General features: G+C 64.7%; 17 protein-coding genes. 6 read left to right on the top strand and 11 right to left on the bottom strand.

Annotated elements, in window-relative coordinates; genetic code table 11:
* Nucleotides 1–288 precede the first annotated feature (288 nt).
* Both rnk and EPD66_RS20960 read right to left on the bottom strand, forming a co-directional pair.
* A complete protein-coding gene (gene rnk / locus EPD66_RS20965) occupies nt 289–696 on the bottom strand; it encodes a nucleoside diphosphate kinase regulator (RefSeq protein WP_142850496.1) in 408 nt (135 codons plus the stop codon).
* A gap of 1 nt (nt 697) precedes the next feature.
* On the bottom strand, nt 698–1096 hold the full coding sequence (locus tag EPD66_RS20960) for a regulator of nucleoside diphosphate kinase (protein WP_142850495.1): 399 nt from the start codon (nt 1094–1096) through the stop codon (nt 698–700).
* 224 nt (nt 1097–1320) lie between these two features.
* Here EPD66_RS20960 and EPD66_RS20955 point away from each other — a divergent pair, with 224 nt between their 5' ends.
* The 3 genes from EPD66_RS20955 (at nt 1321) to EPD66_RS20945 (ending at nt 4933) form a co-directional block, all read left to right on the top strand.
* Nucleotides 1321–2586, top strand: coding sequence for a Glu/Leu/Phe/Val dehydrogenase (locus EPD66_RS20955; RefSeq protein ID WP_142850494.1), 1266 nt, complete (start codon nt 1321–1323; stop codon nt 2584–2586).
* Between the two features lie 84 nt (nt 2587–2670).
* Nucleotides 2671–4308, top strand: a complete 1638-nt coding sequence (locus EPD66_RS20950) for an ATP-binding protein (RefSeq protein WP_142850493.1) — start codon at nt 2671–2673, stop codon at nt 4306–4308.
* Between the two features lies 1 nt (nt 4309).
* Nucleotides 4310–4933: a response regulator transcription factor gene (locus EPD66_RS20945; RefSeq protein WP_142850492.1), complete on the top strand. Its 624-nt coding sequence runs from the start codon at nt 4310–4312 to the stop codon at nt 4931–4933.
* Between the two features lie 63 nt (nt 4934–4996).
* On the opposite strand, the gene EPD66_RS20940 is transcribed toward EPD66_RS20945, so the two are convergent.
* From EPD66_RS20940 to EPD66_RS20910, 7 genes are all read right to left on the bottom strand, one after another.
* Complete coding sequence (locus EPD66_RS20940) at nt 4997–5518, bottom strand: ureidoglycolate lyase (RefSeq protein WP_142850491.1); 522 nt, start codon at nt 5516–5518, stop codon at nt 4997–4999.
* Nucleotides 5519–5537: 19 nt separating this feature from the next.
* Nucleotides 5538–6992 (bottom strand): NAD(P)-binding domain-containing protein, encoded by a 1455-nt coding sequence (locus EPD66_RS20935; protein WP_142850490.1) that lies wholly within the window; start codon nt 6990–6992, stop codon nt 5538–5540.
* A gap of 72 nt (nt 6993–7064) precedes the next feature.
* Nucleotides 7065–7841: a transporter substrate-binding domain-containing protein gene (locus tag EPD66_RS20930; protein WP_185961550.1), complete on the bottom strand. Its 777-nt coding sequence runs from the start codon at nt 7839–7841 to the stop codon at nt 7065–7067.
* A gap of 47 nt (nt 7842–7888) precedes the next feature.
* On the bottom strand, nt 7889–8662 hold the full coding sequence (locus tag EPD66_RS20925; protein WP_142850488.1) for an amino acid ABC transporter ATP-binding protein: 774 nt from the start codon (nt 8660–8662) through the stop codon (nt 7889–7891).
* 53 nt (nt 8663–8715) lie between these two features.
* Nucleotides 8716–10047, bottom strand: a complete 1332-nt coding sequence (locus EPD66_RS20920) for an amidohydrolase family protein (RefSeq protein ID WP_142850487.1) — start codon at nt 10045–10047, stop codon at nt 8716–8718.
* 9 nt (nt 10048–10056) lie between these two features.
* On the bottom strand, nt 10057–10710 hold the full coding sequence (locus EPD66_RS20915) for an amino acid ABC transporter permease (protein WP_142850486.1): 654 nt from the start codon (nt 10708–10710) through the stop codon (nt 10057–10059).
* Between the two features lie 150 nt (nt 10711–10860).
* Entirely contained in the window at nt 10861–11715 is an 855-nt protein-coding gene (locus EPD66_RS20910; RefSeq protein WP_185961549.1) for an alpha/beta hydrolase, read from the bottom strand.
* 77 nt (nt 11716–11792) lie between these two features.
* On the opposite strand from EPD66_RS20910, the gene EPD66_RS20905 reads away from it, so the two are divergent.
* Nucleotides 11793–13307 (top strand): PLP-dependent aminotransferase family protein, encoded by a 1515-nt coding sequence (locus EPD66_RS20905; protein ID WP_142850484.1) that lies wholly within the window; start codon nt 11793–11795, stop codon nt 13305–13307.
* A gap of 23 nt (nt 13308–13330) precedes the next feature.
* Here EPD66_RS20905 and EPD66_RS20900 read toward each other — a convergent pair whose 3' ends face one another.
* Together EPD66_RS20900 and trmFO are read right to left on the bottom strand one after the other, a co-directional pair.
* Nucleotides 13331–14425, bottom strand: coding sequence for an AI-2E family transporter (locus EPD66_RS20900; protein ID WP_142850483.1), 1095 nt, complete (start codon nt 14423–14425; stop codon nt 13331–13333).
* Nucleotides 14426–14535: 110 nt separating this feature from the next.
* Nucleotides 14536–15894, bottom strand: a complete 1359-nt coding sequence (gene trmFO, locus EPD66_RS20895; RefSeq protein WP_142850482.1) for a methylenetetrahydrofolate--tRNA-(uracil(54)-C(5))-methyltransferase (FADH(2)-oxidizing) TrmFO — start codon at nt 15892–15894, stop codon at nt 14536–14538.
* Nucleotides 15895–15994: 100 nt separating this feature from the next.
* On the opposite strand from trmFO, the gene EPD66_RS20890 reads away from it, so the two are divergent.
* Both EPD66_RS20890 and EPD66_RS20885 read left to right on the top strand, forming a co-directional pair.
* Nucleotides 15995–17914, top strand: coding sequence for a SpoIIE family protein phosphatase (locus EPD66_RS20890; protein ID WP_142850481.1), 1920 nt, complete (start codon nt 15995–15997; stop codon nt 17912–17914).
* A gap of 96 nt (nt 17915–18010) precedes the next feature.
* Nucleotides 18011–18406 carry a DUF4170 domain-containing protein gene (locus EPD66_RS20885; protein ID WP_142850480.1) on the top strand — a complete coding sequence of 132 codons (396 nt, stop codon included), beginning with the start codon at nt 18011–18013 and terminating at the stop codon, nt 18404–18406.
* Nucleotides 18407–18536: the final 130 nt, after the last annotated feature.

The following is an 18536-nucleotide window of genomic DNA, read 5'->3' as shown; positions in this document are numbered from 1 at the left end:
CGGGGTGGAGCAGCCCGGTAGCTCGTCAGGCTCATAACCTGAAGGTCGCAGGTTCAAATCCTGCCCCCGCAACCAAATACAAAAAAGCCCAGCCTCAAAAAGGCTGGGCTTTTTTGTTGCGCGGTGAGAGGCGGATGAACCTGCCGTGGGTCGGCCGGAGGCGCATGCCCAGTGAGAGCAAAATATAAAACGAGATCGTGATGCAGAAAATCTGCATCACGATCTAAGCATTCCCGACTGAGTCAAAAGCCCTCGTCAAGGACGAGGGCTTTGCCGTTTCTGGTGCTGTCAGTTCTCGACCTTCTCCACCCAGAGATGGCGCCACAGGCCGGTGCGGTTGCGCCAGGCGATTTGTTGTCCTGCGGTGAGTCCGATCAAGGCGGCGCCGACCGGCGTGGTCACGGAAAGGCGATGGAGGGCGGCGTCTTCGTCGCTGGGCCAGACGAGGGTGACGTCGTGGAGCTGGTTGGTGTCGAGGTCGAGGAAGGTGACCCGGCTGCCGATGGTGACGACGCTGTCGGGCAATCGGGCTTCCTCGACCACCTTGGCGCGTTCGAGTTCCCGGAACAGGTAGTCGCTGACCTCGGGCAGGCGCCTTTCGGCTGCCTCGGCCAAGGCATGCAGGCGTTCATAGACCGGGCGCGACAGGGTGATCGGCGGCAGGTCCGCTTCCGAACGGATTCGTGTCGCTGTCATGTCAATGCCGGTCCATGGGGATGACGCGCTCGACGCAAAGCAGGCGGGAGGTTCCGTCCTGGTCGAGATAGCTCATCCTGGAGCCTTCGCGCAGGCCGAGAAGGGCGGCCCCCAGGGTGGAGGCGATGCTTACGGTGCCGTCCGCTGCGTCGGCGGCATCGTCCTCGAAGCTCAACCGGGCCCATTCCGGCGAAAGCTGGGCATCGCGGCGGAACATGACGCGGTCGCCGACGCGGACCACGCGGTCCGGAAGGTCGCTGTCGCGGCAGACGATGGCCCGGTCCATCTCGTCACGGAGAAGCCGGTCCACGCGCCCGGCGCGATCCTGGACCATCCCCTGGAGGCGACGGTAATCACGGATGGGGATCCAGATCAGGGGACGATGGGCTGAGTCCTTCATGGCGCCTCTGCAATATTCCGATACCAATCGACGATCATTGCCGGCGGCGCTGAAATTTTCCATCCGCAGCATTACGGAGGCAGCGTTGTGATTCAAGAAATGTATTTAGAATCAAGAGGTTGATTCTCTTCCGTAATTGTACGGATGTTCCCTTCCGGTATAGCACGGACTAGAAGGTGGTGACGCTCGCTTTACGCCGAGAGGGATAGGAAAGGAAAGAGAATATGGAGGATTTGCTCGCAGGAGCATTGAGCCGGTTGGACGAGGCGGCCAAGCATGTGGATGTCGACCCCGAGGTCCTCGAGAAGCTGAAATACCCCAAGGAGACGTTGAGCGTCCGCCTGATGGTGCGCATGGATGACGGCTCGCGCCGTTCCTTCCCGGCCTGGCGCTGCCGCTATGACGATACGCGCGGCCCGACCAAGGGTGGCATCCGCTTCCATCCGGCTTCCACCATGGAAGAGGTGGCGACGCTGGCCTTCTGGATGACGTTCAAATGCGCCGTGGTCAACCTGCCTTATGGCGGCGGCAAGGGAGCGGTGATGGTCGATCCGCATTCCCTGTCCAAGTCCGAGCTCGAGCGTCTGTCGCGGGCCTATGTCCATGCCTTCGCCGGGATGATCGGACCGGATCGCGATATTCCGGCGCCCGACGTCTACACCAATTCCATGATCATGGGCTGGATGGCCGATGAGTACAGCTCGATCGTCCGCCAGCCGAGCCCGGCGGTGATCACCGGCAAGCCGCTGGCTCTGGGTGGATCGCTGGGTCGCGACGACGCGACGGCGCGCGGCGGTTTCTACCTGCTCAAGCATCTCGAGCAGGATCTCGACCTGATCAGCAGTGCGAAACGCGTGGTGGTCCAGGGCTTCGGCAATGCCGGATACCATATCGCCCGCCTGCTGCATGAAGAGGGCTACCGCATCGTCGGTCTGTCGGATTCGCGTGGCGCCATCGCCAATCCCGGCGGCATCGACCCCTATGCGGTCCAGGCGGTGAAGAGCGAGGGCGGGTCGGTGCTGGATTATGCCTCCAGGACCGGTCAGGCCCGCGTCGTCGGCGAAGACGACCTGCTGGCCCTGGATTGCGAGGTGCTGGTTCCGGCGGCGCTGGAAGACCAGATCCATAAGGACAATGCCGGGGGCATCACCGCCCGGGTGATCCTGGAACTGGCCAACGGCCCCATCACCCCGGAAGCCGACCGCATCCTGGACGCCAAGGGCGCCATCGTGCTGCCGGACATCCTGGCCAATGCCGGGGGCGTGACCGTGTCCTATTTCGAATGGGTCCAGAACCGGCAGGGCTATTACTGGACGCTCGAGGAAATCCATGATCGTCTGAAGGCCATCATGGAGGTCGAGGGGCGGCGCGTCTGGGACCTGCGCGCCAGCAAGGGCATCTCGATGCGGACGGCGGCCTATGCCCACGGGCTGGAGCGTCTGTCGGCGGCCATCGCCGCGCATGGGACCCAGCCCTTCTTCGTTGGCTGACCCTCCGGGGTAAGAGCGCTAGAACAAGAGCGGCCCGCCTCATCCCGGGGCGGGCCGTGACATCGTGGAGCCGGATCGGAGCCCATGCAAAGCAGCGAGCAGCCACACTCCCTTTCCTGGTCCGCCCTGGGGGCGGAAAGGGGGACGCTTTGGCTGGCGGCTGCCTTCGTCCTGGTGTATCTGCCCTTCGACTGGATCACCTTCATCCATGAACGCCCGGCGCTGAACATCACGCCGTGGAACCCGCCCGCCGGGCTCTATCTGGCCTTGCTGCTATGGGTGGGGGCAAGGGGCACGCCCCTCGTCTATGGAACCCTGGTTCTGGCGGACCTGCTGATCCGTGGCTATCCCGGTTCCTGGTGGTCCCTTCTTCTCAGCAATCTCGTCATCGTCTGCGGCTATACGGCTGCGGCCCTGTTCCTGCGCCGGATCGTGCGGATCGACCCGCAACTGGGCCGCCTGAAGGATGTGGCCTGGCTGGTCGGTACCGTCTTCATCGGATCAGCCGTGGTCGCTCTCTTCTATGTCGGGACTCTGGTGGCGGAAGGCGCCTTCCCGCTGGCCGAGCTGCCGGTCCTGGCCTTCCAGTACTGGCTGGGCGATGTCACGGGGATTGCCGTGGTCGCGCCCCTGCTGCTGGTCCATGGCCGTCCGGGGCACGATATCCTGCGGCACTGGCGGCGCTTCCTGGCTTCAGTGCCCGTGACGCCGTTCCAGGCCCTGTCCCTGCTGGCGGCCTTGACGGCTGTCTTCCTGCCTTTCGCCCAGGGGCAGTTCAATTTGTTTTACCTGCTGTTCCTGCCGCTGATCTGGATCGCAGTGACCAAGGGGCTGCGGGGCGCCGTCTTCGCCGCTTTCGCCATCCAGGCCGGATTGATCGCAGGATTACAGGTGACGGGGCAGCCCGTCGCGTCGATCATCTATCATCAGACCCTAATGCTGGCCCTGGCCCTGACCGCCTTATTCCTGGGCTGCGTGGTCAGCGAGAGACGTCGGGTCGAGATCGGCCTGCGCGAGCATCAGAACCAATTGGCCCATATCGCCCGGCTGACGGTGACCGGCGAGATGGCGTCCGCCCTGGCGCATGAGCTCAACCAGCCGCTTCTGGCGGCGATATCCTATACGCGCGCGGCGCAGCGTGTGCTGGGCGGCACGGAGGCGCCGCCGAAGGCGCTGGAACTGATGAACAAGGCGGTGGGCCAGGCCGAACGGGCAGGGGAGGTCATCCGTGGTTTGCGGACCTTCCTCGGCAAGGGGCCGCCCCAGGTGGAGCCCGTCGCGGTGGCCGAGATCGTGCGGGAGGCGCTGACCCTGGCGCGGGCGGACACCTCCTATAATTCCGTGCGCTTGCAGGTGGACCTGCCCGAGGGGCTGCCCCCGGTGCTGGCCGACCGCATCCAGATCGAACAGGTGCTGCTCAATCTGGTGCATAACAGCATCGATGCGATGGCGGTGACGGAAGTCGGTAAGCGGGAGATCGCGGTGCGCGTGTTTTCCGGCACCGACGGCCAGGTGATCTTCGCGGTGACCGATAGCGGCCCCGGTGTCCCGCCGGAAATGGTCGACCGGCTCTATTCCCCTTTCGCCACCACCAAGCCGGCCGGCATGGGATTGGGCCTGCCGATCTGCCGTTCAATCATCGAGGCCCATGGCGGGCGTCTGTGGCTTGAGGCTTCGTCCGACAATGGTGCCTGTTTCCACTTCTCGCTTCCGGCGGCATGAGATGACCGAGAAACAAGAGACAGCAAATCCGACGGTTTTCATCATCGACGACGACGAGGCCGTGCGGGATTCCCTGGCGGCCTTGGTCGAGGCAGCGGGGTTCGCGGCGGAGACCTATGAAAGCGCCCTGCTGTTCCTTCATCGCCTCAACCCGTCCCGTCCCGGCTGCATCGTCGCCGACCTGCGGATGCCTGGAATGTCGGGGCTGGAATTGCAGGAGGAACTGGTGCAGCGGGGCATCCCCCTGCCGATCATCGTCATCACGGCGCATGGGGAAGTGTCCTCGGCCGTCCTGGCTTTCCGGGGCGGGGCGGTCGATTTCCTGGAAAAGCCCTTCGACGACGAGATCTTCCTTCAGCGCGTGCAGGAGGCGATGGTCATCGACGAACGCCGCCGCCGCGAGGAAGAGGCGGCACGGCATGCGGCATCGCTGGTGGCCGGATTGAGTGCCAGAGAGCGGGAGGTGGCTGCCCTGATGGTGGAAGGCTGCCCCAACAAGATCATCGCCAACCGCCTCGATATCGGCGTGCGGACGGTCGAGACGCATCGCGCCCGGGTGCTCGAGAAATTGGGCATCAACAACATCGCCGACCTGATCCGCCTGTGGATGCAGGCCCGCCCCTGAGCCGCACTCCCATCCTCTGGTGGCCTGGGAAGGAGGCTGTCAGGGGGCAGCCTCGAGGGTAGTTCACGTGATGAAGCGGAAGGCGCAGCCGAACCGGCCGCTGAGATGGGAATTGTGATGGTCGACGACATTGGTGTCGGCCAATTCCAGGTTCAGGAAGTCGATCTCGTTGGGCGTGCTGAAGAAGGGACCGGCATGCCAGGTGCTGCGATGCAGCTTGATGGCGACGCTGCCCGGGATGAGGAAGCCCTTGATATCCTCGAGGGCGGGTTGGGCGTCGGGATTGTCGGGGTCCTTGGGCGGAGCGACGGCCAGCATCCAGGAATGCCCGCCGAGAGAGGCGAGGCATTGGGTCACGTCGAGATGACGGGTGATCCGCGTGAAAACCGGCCCCCTGTCGCGCAGCCGCATGATGTAGAAGCGCGGCGTACCGCGATCGAGCATGAGCTTGGCATCCTCGGGGCCAAAGGGAACGCCGTCTTCCGTCGGCTCGATCAACTCGCCGAAAGGCGCGAAGGCCTCGCGGGCGATCGGTTCCGCCTTGATGTCGCGGATCGGCAGGTCGATATCGGTTGTCACGGCCATGGCTGTTTTTCCTTCCCTGTTATTCCGCCGCGCTGAGGATGACCTTGCTGAAGGCATCGGGCGGTACGTCCAGATCGATTTCGTCATAGGCCTCCAGGGCCGGCATCAAATCATGCGCCTGATCCTGGAGAAGATCGCGGGTGAGGCCCCTGACAACGCGGGGGACCGAATATTTATGTCCGCTGATCGAGGTGGAATGCGGCCCCATGCTGACGATTGCCGAGAAGTTGAAGGCGCGCATCCGCTGTAGCCAGGGCGCCTTCTCAGGATCGAGGGCCTGGAGTTCGTAATGCTTGCCCAGATAGGGAAACTCGGCCAGTCCCGGATGCTCTTCTCCCGGCGGGGGGGCATAACGGTCCCGCCAGCGGGCGATATCGCCGACGAAGGGACGCAATTCGCTACGATGATCCAGGTCGAAGATCATGCCCGTCGCGCAGATGACGAAGTCGAATTCGAAATCCTGCTTCGGCGTCTTGACCTTGACCACGTTGTCCTCGAACCGGACCTCGTTCCATGGAGAGCCGCAATGCATGCGGAAATTGGCGAAGCTGTTGGCGAGGTCGAAACTGCCGCGTGCCGGCGGTTGGTCGACCTTCTTGAAGTAGCGGTTGACGTTCCAGCGGATGCGGTCTTCAAGGTCGGGGAAATGCTTCAGGAAACCGGTGAATTCGATCCAGCGATGAGGGTTGACCAAGGGAATCTGTTCACGGCGGAAGCACAGCTCGACCGACTGAGCGCCGCTTTCGATGGCCCGCACCGAATTGTCGAAGGCAGAGGCGCCATGGCCGAGCACGCCGACACGCAGGCCTTTCAGGCGTTCGAAATCCACGGGGCCGTTGGAATGGGCATAGCGGTCGGCGGGCAGGGCCTGGGAGATATGTGGCGGAGCACGCCATTCCCCGCCGCCGTCATAGCCCGTGGCGAGAATGACATAGCGGGTAAGGACGACCGATTTCTTGTCGCCGGTCCGCAGATGCAGGGCCAGGATGTCGCCGTCGGGTTCGATTTCCTCGAGACGGGTATCGTTGCGGATCGGCAGGTCCGTCCGGGCGCGGAACCAGCGCAGATACTCCATCCAGTCGGTGCGCGGGATGCGGTCGATCGCCTGCCAGGCCTCCTCGCCATGGCGCGCCTCGAACCACGCCCGCACGGACAGGCTGGCCAGCCCGTGTTCGAGCCCGACGAGATGCTTGGGGGTGCGCAGGGTCTTCATCCGCGCGAAATTCTCCCAGACGCCTTCCATTCCGGCGGGGCTGCCGTCGATCAGCAGGATGTTGCGGATGCCGTCCCGTTTCAGGCCGAAGCCGCAGGCCATGCCGGATTGCCCGGCGCCGACGATGACGGTGTCATAGACATGCTGGCCGGAGGAATGGGCATAGGGCTGGACCCAGTTGCCATCGGGATAGGCGGTGGTATGGAGATCCCTCTTGATCTGCTTGGCGAGTGCTTCGAGGGCATCGGTCGTAAAAGTCATTCTGTTCTCCGCAATCTCATCTCTCCGGAGGCGGTGAACAGGCCTTGCCCGGAGGGCAAGGCCTGCCGCCCTTTACGACGCGTTGTTACCGAACCACTTCTCTTCGAGTTCCGCGAGGAAGCCATCCGCCTTCATGTCCTCGAGATGCTTATTGATCTCGGCCATCAGGTCCTCGTCTTCCAGGCGGGTATTGATGCCGACCACGCGCGAATCCCAGATGCCCGTGGTGGTGAAATTGTCGCCGCGGCTGGCGTAGCGGAGGACGGGCAGGGGATTGACCACGGCATCGACCCGGCCGTTCCGCATGTCGTTCACGGCCAGGGTGATGGCATCATAGGTCAGGATCTGGGCGACGGAATCCTGCAACATCTCGCGGACATAGCGTTCCCCGGAACTGCCGAGCTGCACGCCCACCCGCTTGCCCGTCAGGTCCTGGGGATCCGCGATGTCGCTGTCCGTGGGGATGAGGGCGCCGATGCCGGCATCGAAATAGGGGATGGAGAAGGCGATGCGCTCGGCGCGTTCGGGCGTCCAGGTCAGGGCGGTGATCAGGCTGTCGACCCGACCGGATTGCAGGGCGGCGACGATGCCCTTGAAGTCGATCTTCTCGAATTCGATTTTCACGCCCATGCGGCGGCCCAATTCTTCCGCCATGTCGATGTCGAAGCCGACCAGCTTGCCGTCCTGGACGAATTCGAACGGCGGGTAGGCCGCGCTGGAGCCGGCGGTCATGACCCCTTTCTGCCGCACTTTCTCGAGCAACCCTTCCGCATGGGCGGTGGGAACAACCGTCAGGAGAGCCCCGGCGGCCAAGGTCATTGCCCCTAGGATGGATCGGAACTGGCGCATATTCATGACTCCTGTTGCTGCCCTGGAAGACGTCCCAGAGACTTGGATCAAAGGCCGCTTTGCGGGGTAAGGACGCGTTTGAGGAAGGCGCGGGTGCGTTCTTTGCGCGGCGCGTAGAAAAGCTGATCGGGAGGGCCTTCCTCGACGATTCGCCCGTCATCCATGAAGACCACCCGGTCCCCAACGTCGCGGGCGAAAGCCATTTCATGGGTCACGACCATCATGGTCATGCCGTCGGCGGCCAGATCCCGCATCACGCCCAAGACCTCGCCGACCAGTTCCGGGTCGAGGGCCGAGGTGACCTCGTCGAACAGCATCAGCTTGGGCATCATGGCCAAGCCACGGGCGATGGCGACGCGCTGCTGCTGCCCGCCCGACAGTTCGGAGGGATAGGCGTTCTCCTTGTTGCGGAGACCGACGCGGTCCAGTTGCAGCCGCGCCACGGCGATGGCCTCAGCCCGGCTCATCCCGGCGACCTGGATCGGCGCCTCGATGATGTTCTGCAGCACCGTCATGTGCGGGAACAGGTTGTATTGCTGGAAGACGATGCCGATCTGCTGGCGCAGGGCGTTGAGGTCCTTCTCCGGCATCCGGATCCGCCGGCCCTTGCCATCCTCGACATAGCCGATCACCGCGCCGTCGACGACGATCCGCCCCTCGTCATAGGATTCCAGGAAGTTGATGCAGCTGAGCAGGGTGCTTTTGCCGGAACCGCTGGGGCCGATGATGGTCACCACCTCGCCCTTGGCGATGGCGAGATTGATGCCCTTGAGCACGTCGTTGTGCCCATAGCTCTTGTGCAGGTTCTCGATGAGGATCATGGGCGCAGGGGACTCCGCTCCCGAAGAGACGCCTTGGATCATGGCCTGATGGTTCACGACGCAACCTCCATGCTGGGCTTAGGCCGGACTTCTTCGTGAAGAGCCGCCTCGTCGATGGTGAGAAGCCGGTAGTCGCTGAGCAGGACGCGACCCCGCGAGAGGACATGCCGGGCGCGCCGCGCCGTGGTCCCGAGAACGAGAAGACCGGCCGGCGACGCCGTTGGCGGCGCGAAAGGGTCCTTGTCGAAGACGGCAAGGCTGGCCTTCTGTCCCGGCTGCAAGCGGGCAGTCTCCTGCGCCATGGCCGCCCGTCCGCCGTCGATCGCCATGGCGAGGACGTCGTCGCAGGAAGGCCAGGATTGGGGGGAAGTCTCGGGGCGGCGCGGCAGCAGGGCGGTGAGCTTGAGGGATTCCCAGATATTCTGGCCGTCATTGCTGGCCGCCCCATCGGTGCCGAGGGCGATGACGGTCCCGCTGGAAAGCAATCGGGGCAGGTCGCAGGTGCCGCTGCCCAATCGCAGATTCGCGACCGGATTGTGGACCACGATGCTTCCCGTCCCGGCCAGGATGTCCGCATCCTGCGGCTCGAGCCAGACGCAATGGGCCAGCGAGATTCGCCGCCCCAGGAGGCCGAGCCGGTGCAGATGGGCGATTGCGGACATGCCGAATCTTTCCCGAGCGGCAGCGGCATCCGCGGCGGTTTCATTGACATGGGTCTGGACCGGAAGGCCCTTGGCGGCGGCAAGCGCGGCAACCTGTTCCAGCAGGCCGTCCGAGCAGCGATGGGGGGCCGAGGGGCCGAGACCGAGAGACACGCCCTTTCGCGCTCCATAATCCAGGAAGGCCTCGACCAGGCGAAGCTGCTCGGCGGCAGGGGGCACGGCGGCGACATGGCTGGCCCCGATCAGGCCCTCGGCCCCCACCGGGTCGCGCAGCATGACCGAGACCACGGCGTCCAGGCCGGTTTCGGCATAAGCGTCGATCACGGCCTCGAGAGCGTCTTCCCGCATCGGGGTCTGGCGGAAATGGTCCACCACACCGGTCACGCCGGTGCGGATCATCTCCATCGCCCCCAGCAGCACGGCTTGGCGGATCTCGCGGGGGGACAGGCGGTCCAGGTGATGCCAGATCGCCGGCAGCCAGTCCGATAGGATGCTTCGTGCTGCCAAGCCGCGCGCCAGGTTCTCGGGCGAATGGGTATGGGCGTTGACCAGGCCCGGCAGCAGCCATCCTCCTTGCGCATCGAGAACAAGCACATCCGCTGTCGCGTCCCACGTGCCGGCGGGCTGGATGGCGGAAATCAGTTCTCCCTCGACGAAGACGTCCCAGCTTCCGGTGCGGGAGGGTTCAGGAAGAAGGGCGTTGCGGATGACGATGCCGGACATCGGAATGCCTCAGCGCATTCTGAAGCGGCGCTCGACCCAGGCATTGAGCCAGATCAGGGGCAGCGTCATCAGTAGATAGAAGAGGGCGACGCCGGCGAAGGGGCTGAAGGTATTGGCGTGCCATGTCATGACTTCCAGGCCGGCGCGCAGCAGATCGGCCAGGGCGATGGTCGAGACCAGGGCCGTGTTCTTCACCAGCGTCAGGGCTTCGTTGGTGATCGGCGGCAGTACGCGCCGCAGGGCCTGGGGCAGAATGATGCGCCGCATGGCCAGCCCGTTGGACATGCCCAGTGAACGCGCCGCCCGCATTTGCCCCGGATCGATCGCCAGGATGCCGGAGCGTACGATCTCGGTGATATAGGCGCCGTTGGTGACGGACAGGGCGATGATGGCGACGGTGAAGGCATCGAGCCGGAGGCCGAGCGAGGGCAGGCCGTAATACAAGAACAGCAGGGTCACCAGCAGCGGCACGCCGCGCATGCCGATGACATAGGCCAGGGCCAGTCCCGACACGACGCGATTGCGCGAAATCCGTGCGACACCGCCGACGAGGCCGATGGCGAAGCCGATCGCTATGGAAATGACGGCCAGTTTGGCCGTCATGACCGCGCCCTGGGCGAGGCTGGGCAGCGATTGCAGGAAAAGCTGGAGATCGAAGTCCATCGATTGCCTCGTGTAATACAAATTGCCGCGCACTATACGACAATGAGACAATCAAGAACCGTGCCAACTTAAAACGTGTACAAACTGTGGGCTCCGGAGGTTTCCTGCCTATATTCATGCATAAAAATTAGACTTCGCCTTATTGTGTGGTTAATAATTGTGCAAATTCTCGCTCAGGAACGTCCAGCTATCGCTAGAAGGATCGTGCAGCTCGGTGACCGAGGTGAAATGCGCGGCCTCCGGGATGGTCCGCAGCCGATGGTTCCCGCCGTCCTTCTCGCGGCATATATGCTGGAAGAATTGGGAGGATTGCCTGCGGAATTCGTCGCTTTCCCGCTCTCCTACCGCCACCATTACCGGTGGCAGGCTTGCGGGAAGATGGTGGGCCGGGCTGGCGGCGCGGATTTCGGTGCCAGACAGCTTCAGCGCCTTGTTGCGGCTGGAAAGGGCCACGGGTTCCAGGTCGTACATTCCACTGACCAGATAGGCGCAGGCGGGTGGGATAGGTGAGCCCGCCAGTTCCGTGACCAGGGACAGGGCAGCGAGATGTGCTCCCGAGGAATGTCCGGCCAGCGCGATCCTGTCCGGCCGGATCCGCAGCGCCTGCGCCGAATCTTGCAGATAGCGATAGGCCTGGCAGAGGGAGGAGGCGATTTCCCCCGGGCGGACCGTCGGCATCTTCGGGAAATTGACCGCCGCGAAGGCGATGCCCCGTGCTGTCACGGCATCGGCCCAGAAACAGGTTTCCTCGGTCGTGTTGAACTGCCACTGGCCGCCATGGACGAACATCATCACCGGCGCGAAATCCTTTTCCGCCGGGAAGAAATCCAGGGTCTGCGCCGTGTCGGGGCCATAGGCCAGGGCAGGCAGGAAGGGCAGGGCCATCCTGTTGAGGCGACTGCGGTCCCGCAAGACGGACAGCGCCTGCTCGGCCTCCGGGCTGCCGGTATTGGTATATTGCGTGTCCAGTTCGGCTTGGGTGTAGCTGCGGAAGTCAGGGAACATGAGACTCCTTGAAATAATACAAATACTATGACAAGTTTCTCGCATCATACGCCTTCCGCCTGCGAGAGAACAAGTTCGTGGCCCCAAGTCCCAGGTCCCTGCCGGACATCCAGATCGACCCGCACCTGACCATGCCGATCTATATGCAGATCAGTAGCCGGCTTTCGGCCCTGATCCAGTCCGGGGAACTGGCGCAGGGCGCCCGCCTGCCGCCGATCCGCCATCTTGCCCAGAAGCTGCGCATCAATCCGATGACGGTGGCGAAGGCCTACAAGGAACTGGCCGAAGGCGGATTGACGGAAGCGCGGAAGGGCGGGGGGACCTTCGTCAGCAAGCCCGCCGCCGGGAATCCCGAAGAGACGGAACCGCGAGAGGACGAAGCGGACGAGAAAACGCCGGGCGAGGCCGAGGGATCGCTGACCGCGCGGCTTTTCGAACTGGCGCGGGCGCCGGGGGTGATCGGCTTCACGGCAAATTATCCCGGTCCCGACGAAAGCGACGTGGCGGTATTCCGCAATCATATCGCCGCCTTGGCCTCCGACCCGGCGGCAGACCGCTTCTTCCGCTACGATCCGCCCAATGGCCGGCAATGGCTGAGGGAGGAGATTTCCGCCTTCCTTCTGGAGGCACATGGGTTCGTCGCCCGGCCCGGCGACATCATGATCACTTCGGGCGGCCAGCAGGCCATTGACCTGGTGGCCCGCACCCGTCTCCGTCCCGGGGACGAGGTGATCCTGGAGAGGCCGACATATTTCGGCGCCATCAATGCCTTCAAACAGGCGGGCGCGCGGCTGCTGGAGGTTCCGCTCGAACAGGACGGGCCCGACCTGGATGTCTTCGAGCGCCTGCTCAGGGAACGGCGCCCGCGCCTCGCCTATCTGAACCCCACATTCCAGAACCCGACCGGCATCACCACCAGCTTGGCGAAGCGGAAAGCGATCCTGGCGCTTCTGCGCGAACATGGCGTGCCGCTGCTGGAAGACGACCCGAATTCGGACCTGCGCTTCCGTGGCGACCCGGTGCCGTCCTTCCATGCCCTGCGGGAGGAAGGGGATTGCATCTATTATGCCCGTGGCTTCGGCAAGGCTTTCCTCCCGGGAATCAGGCTGGGTTTCCTGCTGGCGCCGGAAAGGTTCAGGAATGCCCTGGCCCTGGCGAAAACGACCACCGATCTGCAATCCAATGCCTTCATGCAGGGAGCGCTGGCCTCGTGGCTGTCCGCCGGGGAATGGCGGCGCGTCCTTCCCCGCCTCGTGGCGATCTATGCGCAGCGCCAGGAAAAGCTGGTCGCGGCCTTGCGCGCGAACATGCCGCCTGAGGTTTCCTTCCAGCAGCCCGAGGGGGGGCTCAGCCTGTGGGTGACGCTTCCGCCGAGCGCCGATAACCGCCACGTCTACTACCGCGCCGTCCATCGCGGGGTGGCCTTCGCGGCGGGTCATGTCTTCTACGCCTCTCGGCCCGAAAATGGCAGCCTGCGCCTCAGCTTCGGCTTGGTGCCGGATGACTTGGTGGAGGAAGGCGGCCGCAGGCTCGGCTCGCTTCTCAAGGACCTTTCCGACCAGGGTGAACGCTGGCCGGCCTGGATGGTCTAGAAACTGGAGAGTCTGGAAGCCGGTCAGGCCGTGGTTTCCCGCACGTCTTCCTTCGGTTCGCCCAGGACGTCCTGCAGATAGGCGGTGCGGACCAGCACCAGCAGGACGGCGGCCAGGGGGGTGGCGACGACCAGGCCCATGGGGCCGAACAGGGTGCCTAGCAGGGCGATGGCGCCCAGCACCACGGCGGGCGGCATGCGCACCACCCAGCGCTGGATCATCGGCGTCAGGATATAGCCCTCGATGTTCTGGATGAGGAAATAGAGGCTCAGGACCCAGAGCAGGGTGGAGGCGCCCTCGGTCAGGGACAGGGCGATGATGGGCACGGCGGCGGTCAGCGGGCCGAGATAGGGGACGAAGGTCAGCAGCGTGGTCAGCAGAGCGAGCGGCAGGGCCAGCGGGACCCCCATCACGAACAGCACCAGCCCCGTCAGGACCCCCACCACCACCATGGTCAGCAGGCGGCCCAGCAGCCAGCGTTGCAGCGTGTAGCCGAGTTGGTCGAGGATGTCGGCGACGCGTTCGCGCTTTTCCATGGGAAAGAGGCGGATGGTGCCGTTCGTGTAGGGATCGGGGCTGACGGCCAGATAGAGGCCGATGAACAGGATGATGACGACATTGGCCAGCGCGCCGATGAAGACGCTCAGGAAGGCGGAGGCGGGGCCTCCGATATCGGCGCCGTCAGGTCCCAACTGGTCGGGCAGATAGTCGAGCAGGGTCTGCCCCCATTGGAATTGCCGGATATATTCCTCGACCTGCCGCAGGGTCGGGGGCACGCGCTGCCACAGGATGTCCATCTGTTCGCCCAGATGGCTCGCCATCCACCAGCCGCCCAGCCCCGCCGCAGCCAAGGTCAGTCCGAAGACCGTCAGCAGCGACCAGCCGATGGACAGGCCGGTGGCGCGCTGCACGAGCTGGGCCAGCCCCCGGAACATGGCGCCCAGCAGGATGCCGGCGAACAGCACCAGCAGGATATTGGCGGTGAGCCAGATGAAGATCAGGGCCAGCGCCGTCAGGGTGGCGGCGCGCAAGGTCGGCACTTCGAACCGGGGAAGGTGCCGCCGGGGAGAAGAGGCGGGATTGCCCGAGGCCGAAGTTTGCTGGTCGGAAGGAGTCATGCCAGGAATATAAGAGCCCTGGCAAGGCTTTAGCGGAATCCAGAAGGGGCACTCCGTCAGGGGCCGGGCGGCAACAGAAGAGGTGCTGCTCCGCCCCTGACGGGATTGTCCTACTCTGCCGCGAGGCTGCGGTTTTCCATCCAGACGGCGAGATCGGCCAGGGCGCGGCGGGAATAGAGGACCTTGCGCTCGCGGCCCCGGATGCGCTTGCCGCGTTCGTCCTTCTGCTCCTCGGGCTCGGGGAACAGGCCGAAATTGATGTTCATGGGCTGGAAGGTTTCGGCCTCCGCCCCCCCGGTCACATGATTGAGCAGGGCCCCCAGGGCCGTGGTCACGGGCGGCGGGGAAACGGGCGCGCCTTTGGCCTCCCCGGCGGCGAACAGCCCGGCCAGCAGGCCGATGGCGGCACTTTCCACATAGCCTTCGCAGCCGGTGACCTGCCCGGCGAAGCGTAGGGCGGGGCGGCATTTCAGGCGCAGTGTCTTGTCCAGCAGGCGCGGCGAGTTCAGGAAGGTGTTGCGGTGGATGCCGCCCAGACGGGCGAATTCCGCATTCTCCAGCCCCGGAATCATGCGGAAGATGCGCGTCTGCTCGCCGTATTTCAGCTTCGTCTGGAAGCCGACGATATTGTAGAGCGTGCCCAGGGCATTGTCCTGGCGCAGTTGCACGATGGCGAAAGGCTTGACCGTGGGGTTATGGGGGTTGGTCAGGCCCACCGGCTTCATCGGGCCGAAGGCCAGGGTGTCGCGCCCACGTTCGGCCATCACCTCGATGGGCAGGCAGCCCTCGAAATAGGGCGTGTCCTTTTCCCAATCCTTGAAGGGCGTCTTCTCGCCCGCGATCAGGGCGTCGATGAAGGCGTAATACTGCTCGCGGTCCATCGGACAGTTGATGTAGTCCGAGCCGGTGCCCTTGTCGTAGCGGGACTGGAACCACGCCTTCGAGAAGTCGATGGAATCCTTGTGGACGATTGGTGCGATGGCGTCGAAGAAGGCCAGCGATTCCTCGCCGGTCAGGTCGCGGATGGCCTGGGCCAGCGGGGCCGAGGTCAGCGGCCCGGTGGCGATGATCACCGAGTCCCAGTCCTCGGGCGGCAGCCCGGCGATCTCCTCGCGCCGGATCTCGACCAGCGGATGGTCTTCCAGGGCCTGCTGCACGGCCTCGGAGAAGCCCTCCCGGTCCACGGCCAGGGCGCCGCCGGCGGGAACCTTGTGGGCGTCGGCCTTGGCCAGGATCAGCGAGTTGCAGCGCCGCATTTCCTCGTGCAGAAGGCCGACGGCATTGTATTCCGCGTCGTCCGAGCGCAGGGAATTGGAGCAGACCAGTTCGGCCAGCTTGTCCGTGGAATGGGCCTCGGTCGGGCGGACCGGGCGCATCTCGTGCAGGATGACGGGAATGCCGGCCTGAGCCAGCTGCCAGGCGGCCTCGCATCCCGCAAGCCCGCCACCGATGACATGGATTTTCTTCATAAGCCGTCAATTAGTCGGGAACGCCGTCCCTGTCCAGTGCCGTCTATGGCTTGACGGCAAAGGCGGCCCCGGACCACATTGCCAGGCGAGGAGGGGCTTCATGCCAATTCGTGCCAAGCTTCTGGTCCTGCTGCTGGTCATCGCCCTGCCGCCGCTTCTTGCCATCGCCTGGTTCGACCAGCAGGCCGCCCGGCGCTTGGGGATCGAGCTTTCGGAACGGGCGCGGACGCTGCTGCAAGCCCGCGCCACGGAAGAGATGCTGCTGACCGTGCGCAATACCGCGCATCTGCTGCAATCGCGCCAGGATGTGCTGGAGATTTCCGTCCGTCTGCAGGCGCGCGGTGTCGAGCGGGTGCTGCGCGACGTGCTGCCGCCCGAGGCGGAATCGGTCACCGTCGCCACATCCGGAGGCAGCGAGACGGAGCGGGGGCGCCTGGCCGCCCTGGCGCCCTATGTGGCGCGGCTGCGGCTCGATCTGGCCGAGCCGGTGCTGTGGCATCGCGTGGTCCTGGATTCCGGCGCCCATGCCGTCTTCCCGGCGCCACCGGACGGTATCGGCGCGCCGCCGGAATGGTGGCCGCGATTGCGCGACGCCGCGGACCGGAGCTGGGTCGGCCCTCTCAGCGATCCCGCCACCGGGCGGCAGGTCATGGTGATCGGCGAGGTCGTGCGCGACCGCGAGGGACGGACGATCGGCGTCACCAGTGTCGAGATTCCCGTCTCGGCGGTGCTGGAGGCGGCGCAGCAGCAGATTCCCGGCCAGGCCGCCCCGGCCCTGGTGATGGCCGACGCGCAGGGCTTGCGGGTGCTGGCGGCCTCGGAGACTGCCCTGCTGGAGAATGCCGATGAGACGGTGCTGCAGGCGGTGCTGGCGGATATGACCGCCGGCAATGCCGGGGTGCGGCGGCTGGATGTGGGCGGGCAGGACAGCATCTGGGCCTATCATCCCATCGACGGCGGTGTCTATCTCCTCTCCACCTTGTCCTTCGCCGCCGTTACCGCCGAGGCGATGGAGACCGAGGTCTTCCTGGCGGAAAGGATCGAGAACCTGCAGATGGTGGCCTGGGGGGCTGTCGCCCTGTTCATTCCGCTGCTGGTGGTTCTGGCGGTCCTGGCATCGCGCCATGTCACCCTGCCCATCGCCCAGCTCAACGATGCGGCGCGGCGGCTGATGGCGGGGGATTTCGAGGCGCGTACCAATATCCGCTCGGGCGACGAGTTGCAGGCCCTGGGGCGGCTGTTCAACATCATGGTGCCGCAGCTGCGCGAACGCATGCATATGCGCGATTCCCTGGCACTGGCCCAGGGGGTGCAGCAGAACCTGCTGCCCGCGCGGCCGCCGCGCGTCCAGGGCTTTGACGTGGCGGGCCAGTCCATCTATTGCGACGAGACCGGCGGCGATTATTACGATTGGTTCGAACTGGGGCCGCGCCGGCTGGCAGTGGCGGTGGGCGATGTCTCGGGCCATGGCATCGCGGCGGCCCTGCTGATGACCACGGTACGCGCCTTGCTCCATGCCCGCCGACCCGAGGCGGGGCGTCTGGCGGAGCAGTTGGAGGCGATCAACCGCCAACTGGTCACCGATGCCCATGCCGGGCGCTTCATGACGCTGTTCATGACGGTGCTGGACGACGAGACGCGCTCGATCCACTGGGTCGGGGCGGGGCACGAACCGGCCTTGCTGTACGACCCGTTGACGCAGCGTTTCCGCGAGGTCGACGGCCCCGACATCCCGCTGGGGGTGGACATGGACTGGCATTATACCGAATTGTCCAGTAGCGGCTGGGCCGAGGGGACCGTGCTGCTATTGGGCACCGACGGCGTGCGCGAGACCCGCAGCCCTGGCGGCGAGATGTTCGGCCGTGACCGTCTGCAGGATGTCTTGCGCCGGAATGCCGGAAAACCGGCCCAGGATATCCTCGACTCGATCCTTGCCGCCTTGCGCGATTTTCGCGCCAAAGGTGTGCCGTCGGACGATGTTACCCTGGTGGTGGTCAAGGCTGCAGGCGGGGCAGGGTAGCTACCCTTTTCCCTACCGGAAGGGTAGCGTGCTCCGGCTGAATGCGCTATAAGCGGCGCCACGGGCCTCACCTCAAGCGTTCATAGGATTGGTGCGATGTCGAAACATTTCTACGTGGTGGGCGGCGAATACGCTGACACGGGCTTCACCAAGATTGCCGAGGGTAAGACGGAAGAAGTCTTCGGTCCTTTTACCGAACAGGAAGCCCATGATTTTTGGCGTTCGATTACCGGCAAGACGGTGGACAACGCCATGATCCGCTATGTGGTCAAGCGCGACGAGGACGCCGGGAAGAATTACTACGTGGTCGGCGGCGAATATGCCGACACCACCTTCACCAAGCCGGCGCCGGGCGTGCAGTTGGAGAAATACGGCCCCTTCTCGCGCAAGGAAGCCATGGATTTCTGGCGTTCCATCACTGGCAAGACGGTGGACAACGCCATGGCGCGCTATGACATCGCGACGGAAGAGCAGATCCAGAAAAGCGCCTGATCGCCTCCTTCCTGTTTCAGCGAAAGGCCTCTGCCCTCCGGCAGGGGCCTTTTGTCTTGCCCGGCCATGAGTCCATGACGCCGCCGCCCATTGTCCGCTTCGCCCCGGCCGCCGCTTTTACTAAAATGTC

Origin of the sequence: Telmatospirillum sp. J64-1 (assembly GCF_006980715.1) — a bacterium.
GTDB classification, from domain to species: Bacteria; Pseudomonadota; Alphaproteobacteria; order Rhodospirillales; family Magnetospirillaceae; genus Oleiliquidispirillum; species Oleiliquidispirillum nitrogeniifigens.
Note: the sequence above shows the minus strand (reverse complement) of the source record. Positions and strands in the feature narration are given on the sequence as shown.

Bases quoted from the DNA above. Each gene is read 5' to 3' on its own strand.
- rnk (WP_142850496.1), bottom strand. From the start codon at position 696: ATGACAGCGACACGAATCCGTTCGGAAGCGGACCTGCCGCCGATCACC.
- EPD66_RS20960 (WP_142850495.1), bottom strand. From the start codon at position 1,096: ATGAAGGACTCAGCCCATCGTCCCCTGATCTGGATCCCCATCCGTGAT.
- EPD66_RS20955 (WP_142850494.1), top strand. From the start codon at position 1,321: ATGGAGGATTTGCTCGCAGGAGCATTGAGCCGGTTGGACGAGGCGGCC.
- EPD66_RS20950 (WP_142850493.1), top strand. From the start codon at position 2,671: ATGCAAAGCAGCGAGCAGCCACACTCCCTTTCCTGGTCCGCCCTGGGG.
- EPD66_RS20945 (WP_142850492.1), top strand. From the start codon at position 4,310: ATGACCGAGAAACAAGAGACAGCAAATCCGACGGTTTTCATCATCGAC.
- EPD66_RS20940 (WP_142850491.1), bottom strand. From the start codon at position 5,518: ATGGCCGTGACAACCGATATCGACCTGCCGATCCGCGACATCAAGGCG.
- EPD66_RS20935 (WP_142850490.1), bottom strand. From the start codon at position 6,992: ATGACTTTTACGACCGATGCCCTCGAAGCACTCGCCAAGCAGATCAAG.
- EPD66_RS20930 (WP_185961550.1), bottom strand. From the start codon at position 7,841: ATGCGCCAGTTCCGATCCATCCTAGGGGCAATGACCTTGGCCGCCGGG.
- EPD66_RS20925 (WP_142850488.1), bottom strand. From the start codon at position 8,662: ATGATCCTCATCGAGAACCTGCACAAGAGCTATGGGCACAACGACGTG.
- EPD66_RS20920 (WP_142850487.1), bottom strand. From the start codon at position 10,047: ATGTCCGGCATCGTCATCCGCAACGCCCTTCTTCCTGAACCCTCCCGC.
- EPD66_RS20915 (WP_142850486.1), bottom strand. From the start codon at position 10,710: ATGGACTTCGATCTCCAGCTTTTCCTGCAATCGCTGCCCAGCCTCGCC.
- EPD66_RS20910 (WP_185961549.1), bottom strand. From the start codon at position 11,715: ATGTTCCCTGACTTCCGCAGCTACACCCAAGCCGAACTGGACACGCAA.
- EPD66_RS20900 (WP_142850483.1), bottom strand. From the start codon at position 14,425: ATGACTCCTTCCGACCAGCAAACTTCGGCCTCGGGCAATCCCGCCTCT.
- trmFO (WP_142850482.1), bottom strand. From the start codon at position 15,894: ATGAAGAAAATCCATGTCATCGGTGGCGGGCTTGCGGGATGCGAGGCC.
- EPD66_RS20890 (WP_142850481.1), top strand. From the start codon at position 15,995: ATGCCAATTCGTGCCAAGCTTCTGGTCCTGCTGCTGGTCATCGCCCTG.
- EPD66_RS20885 (WP_142850480.1), top strand. From the start codon at position 18,011: ATGTCGAAACATTTCTACGTGGTGGGCGGCGAATACGCTGACACGGGC.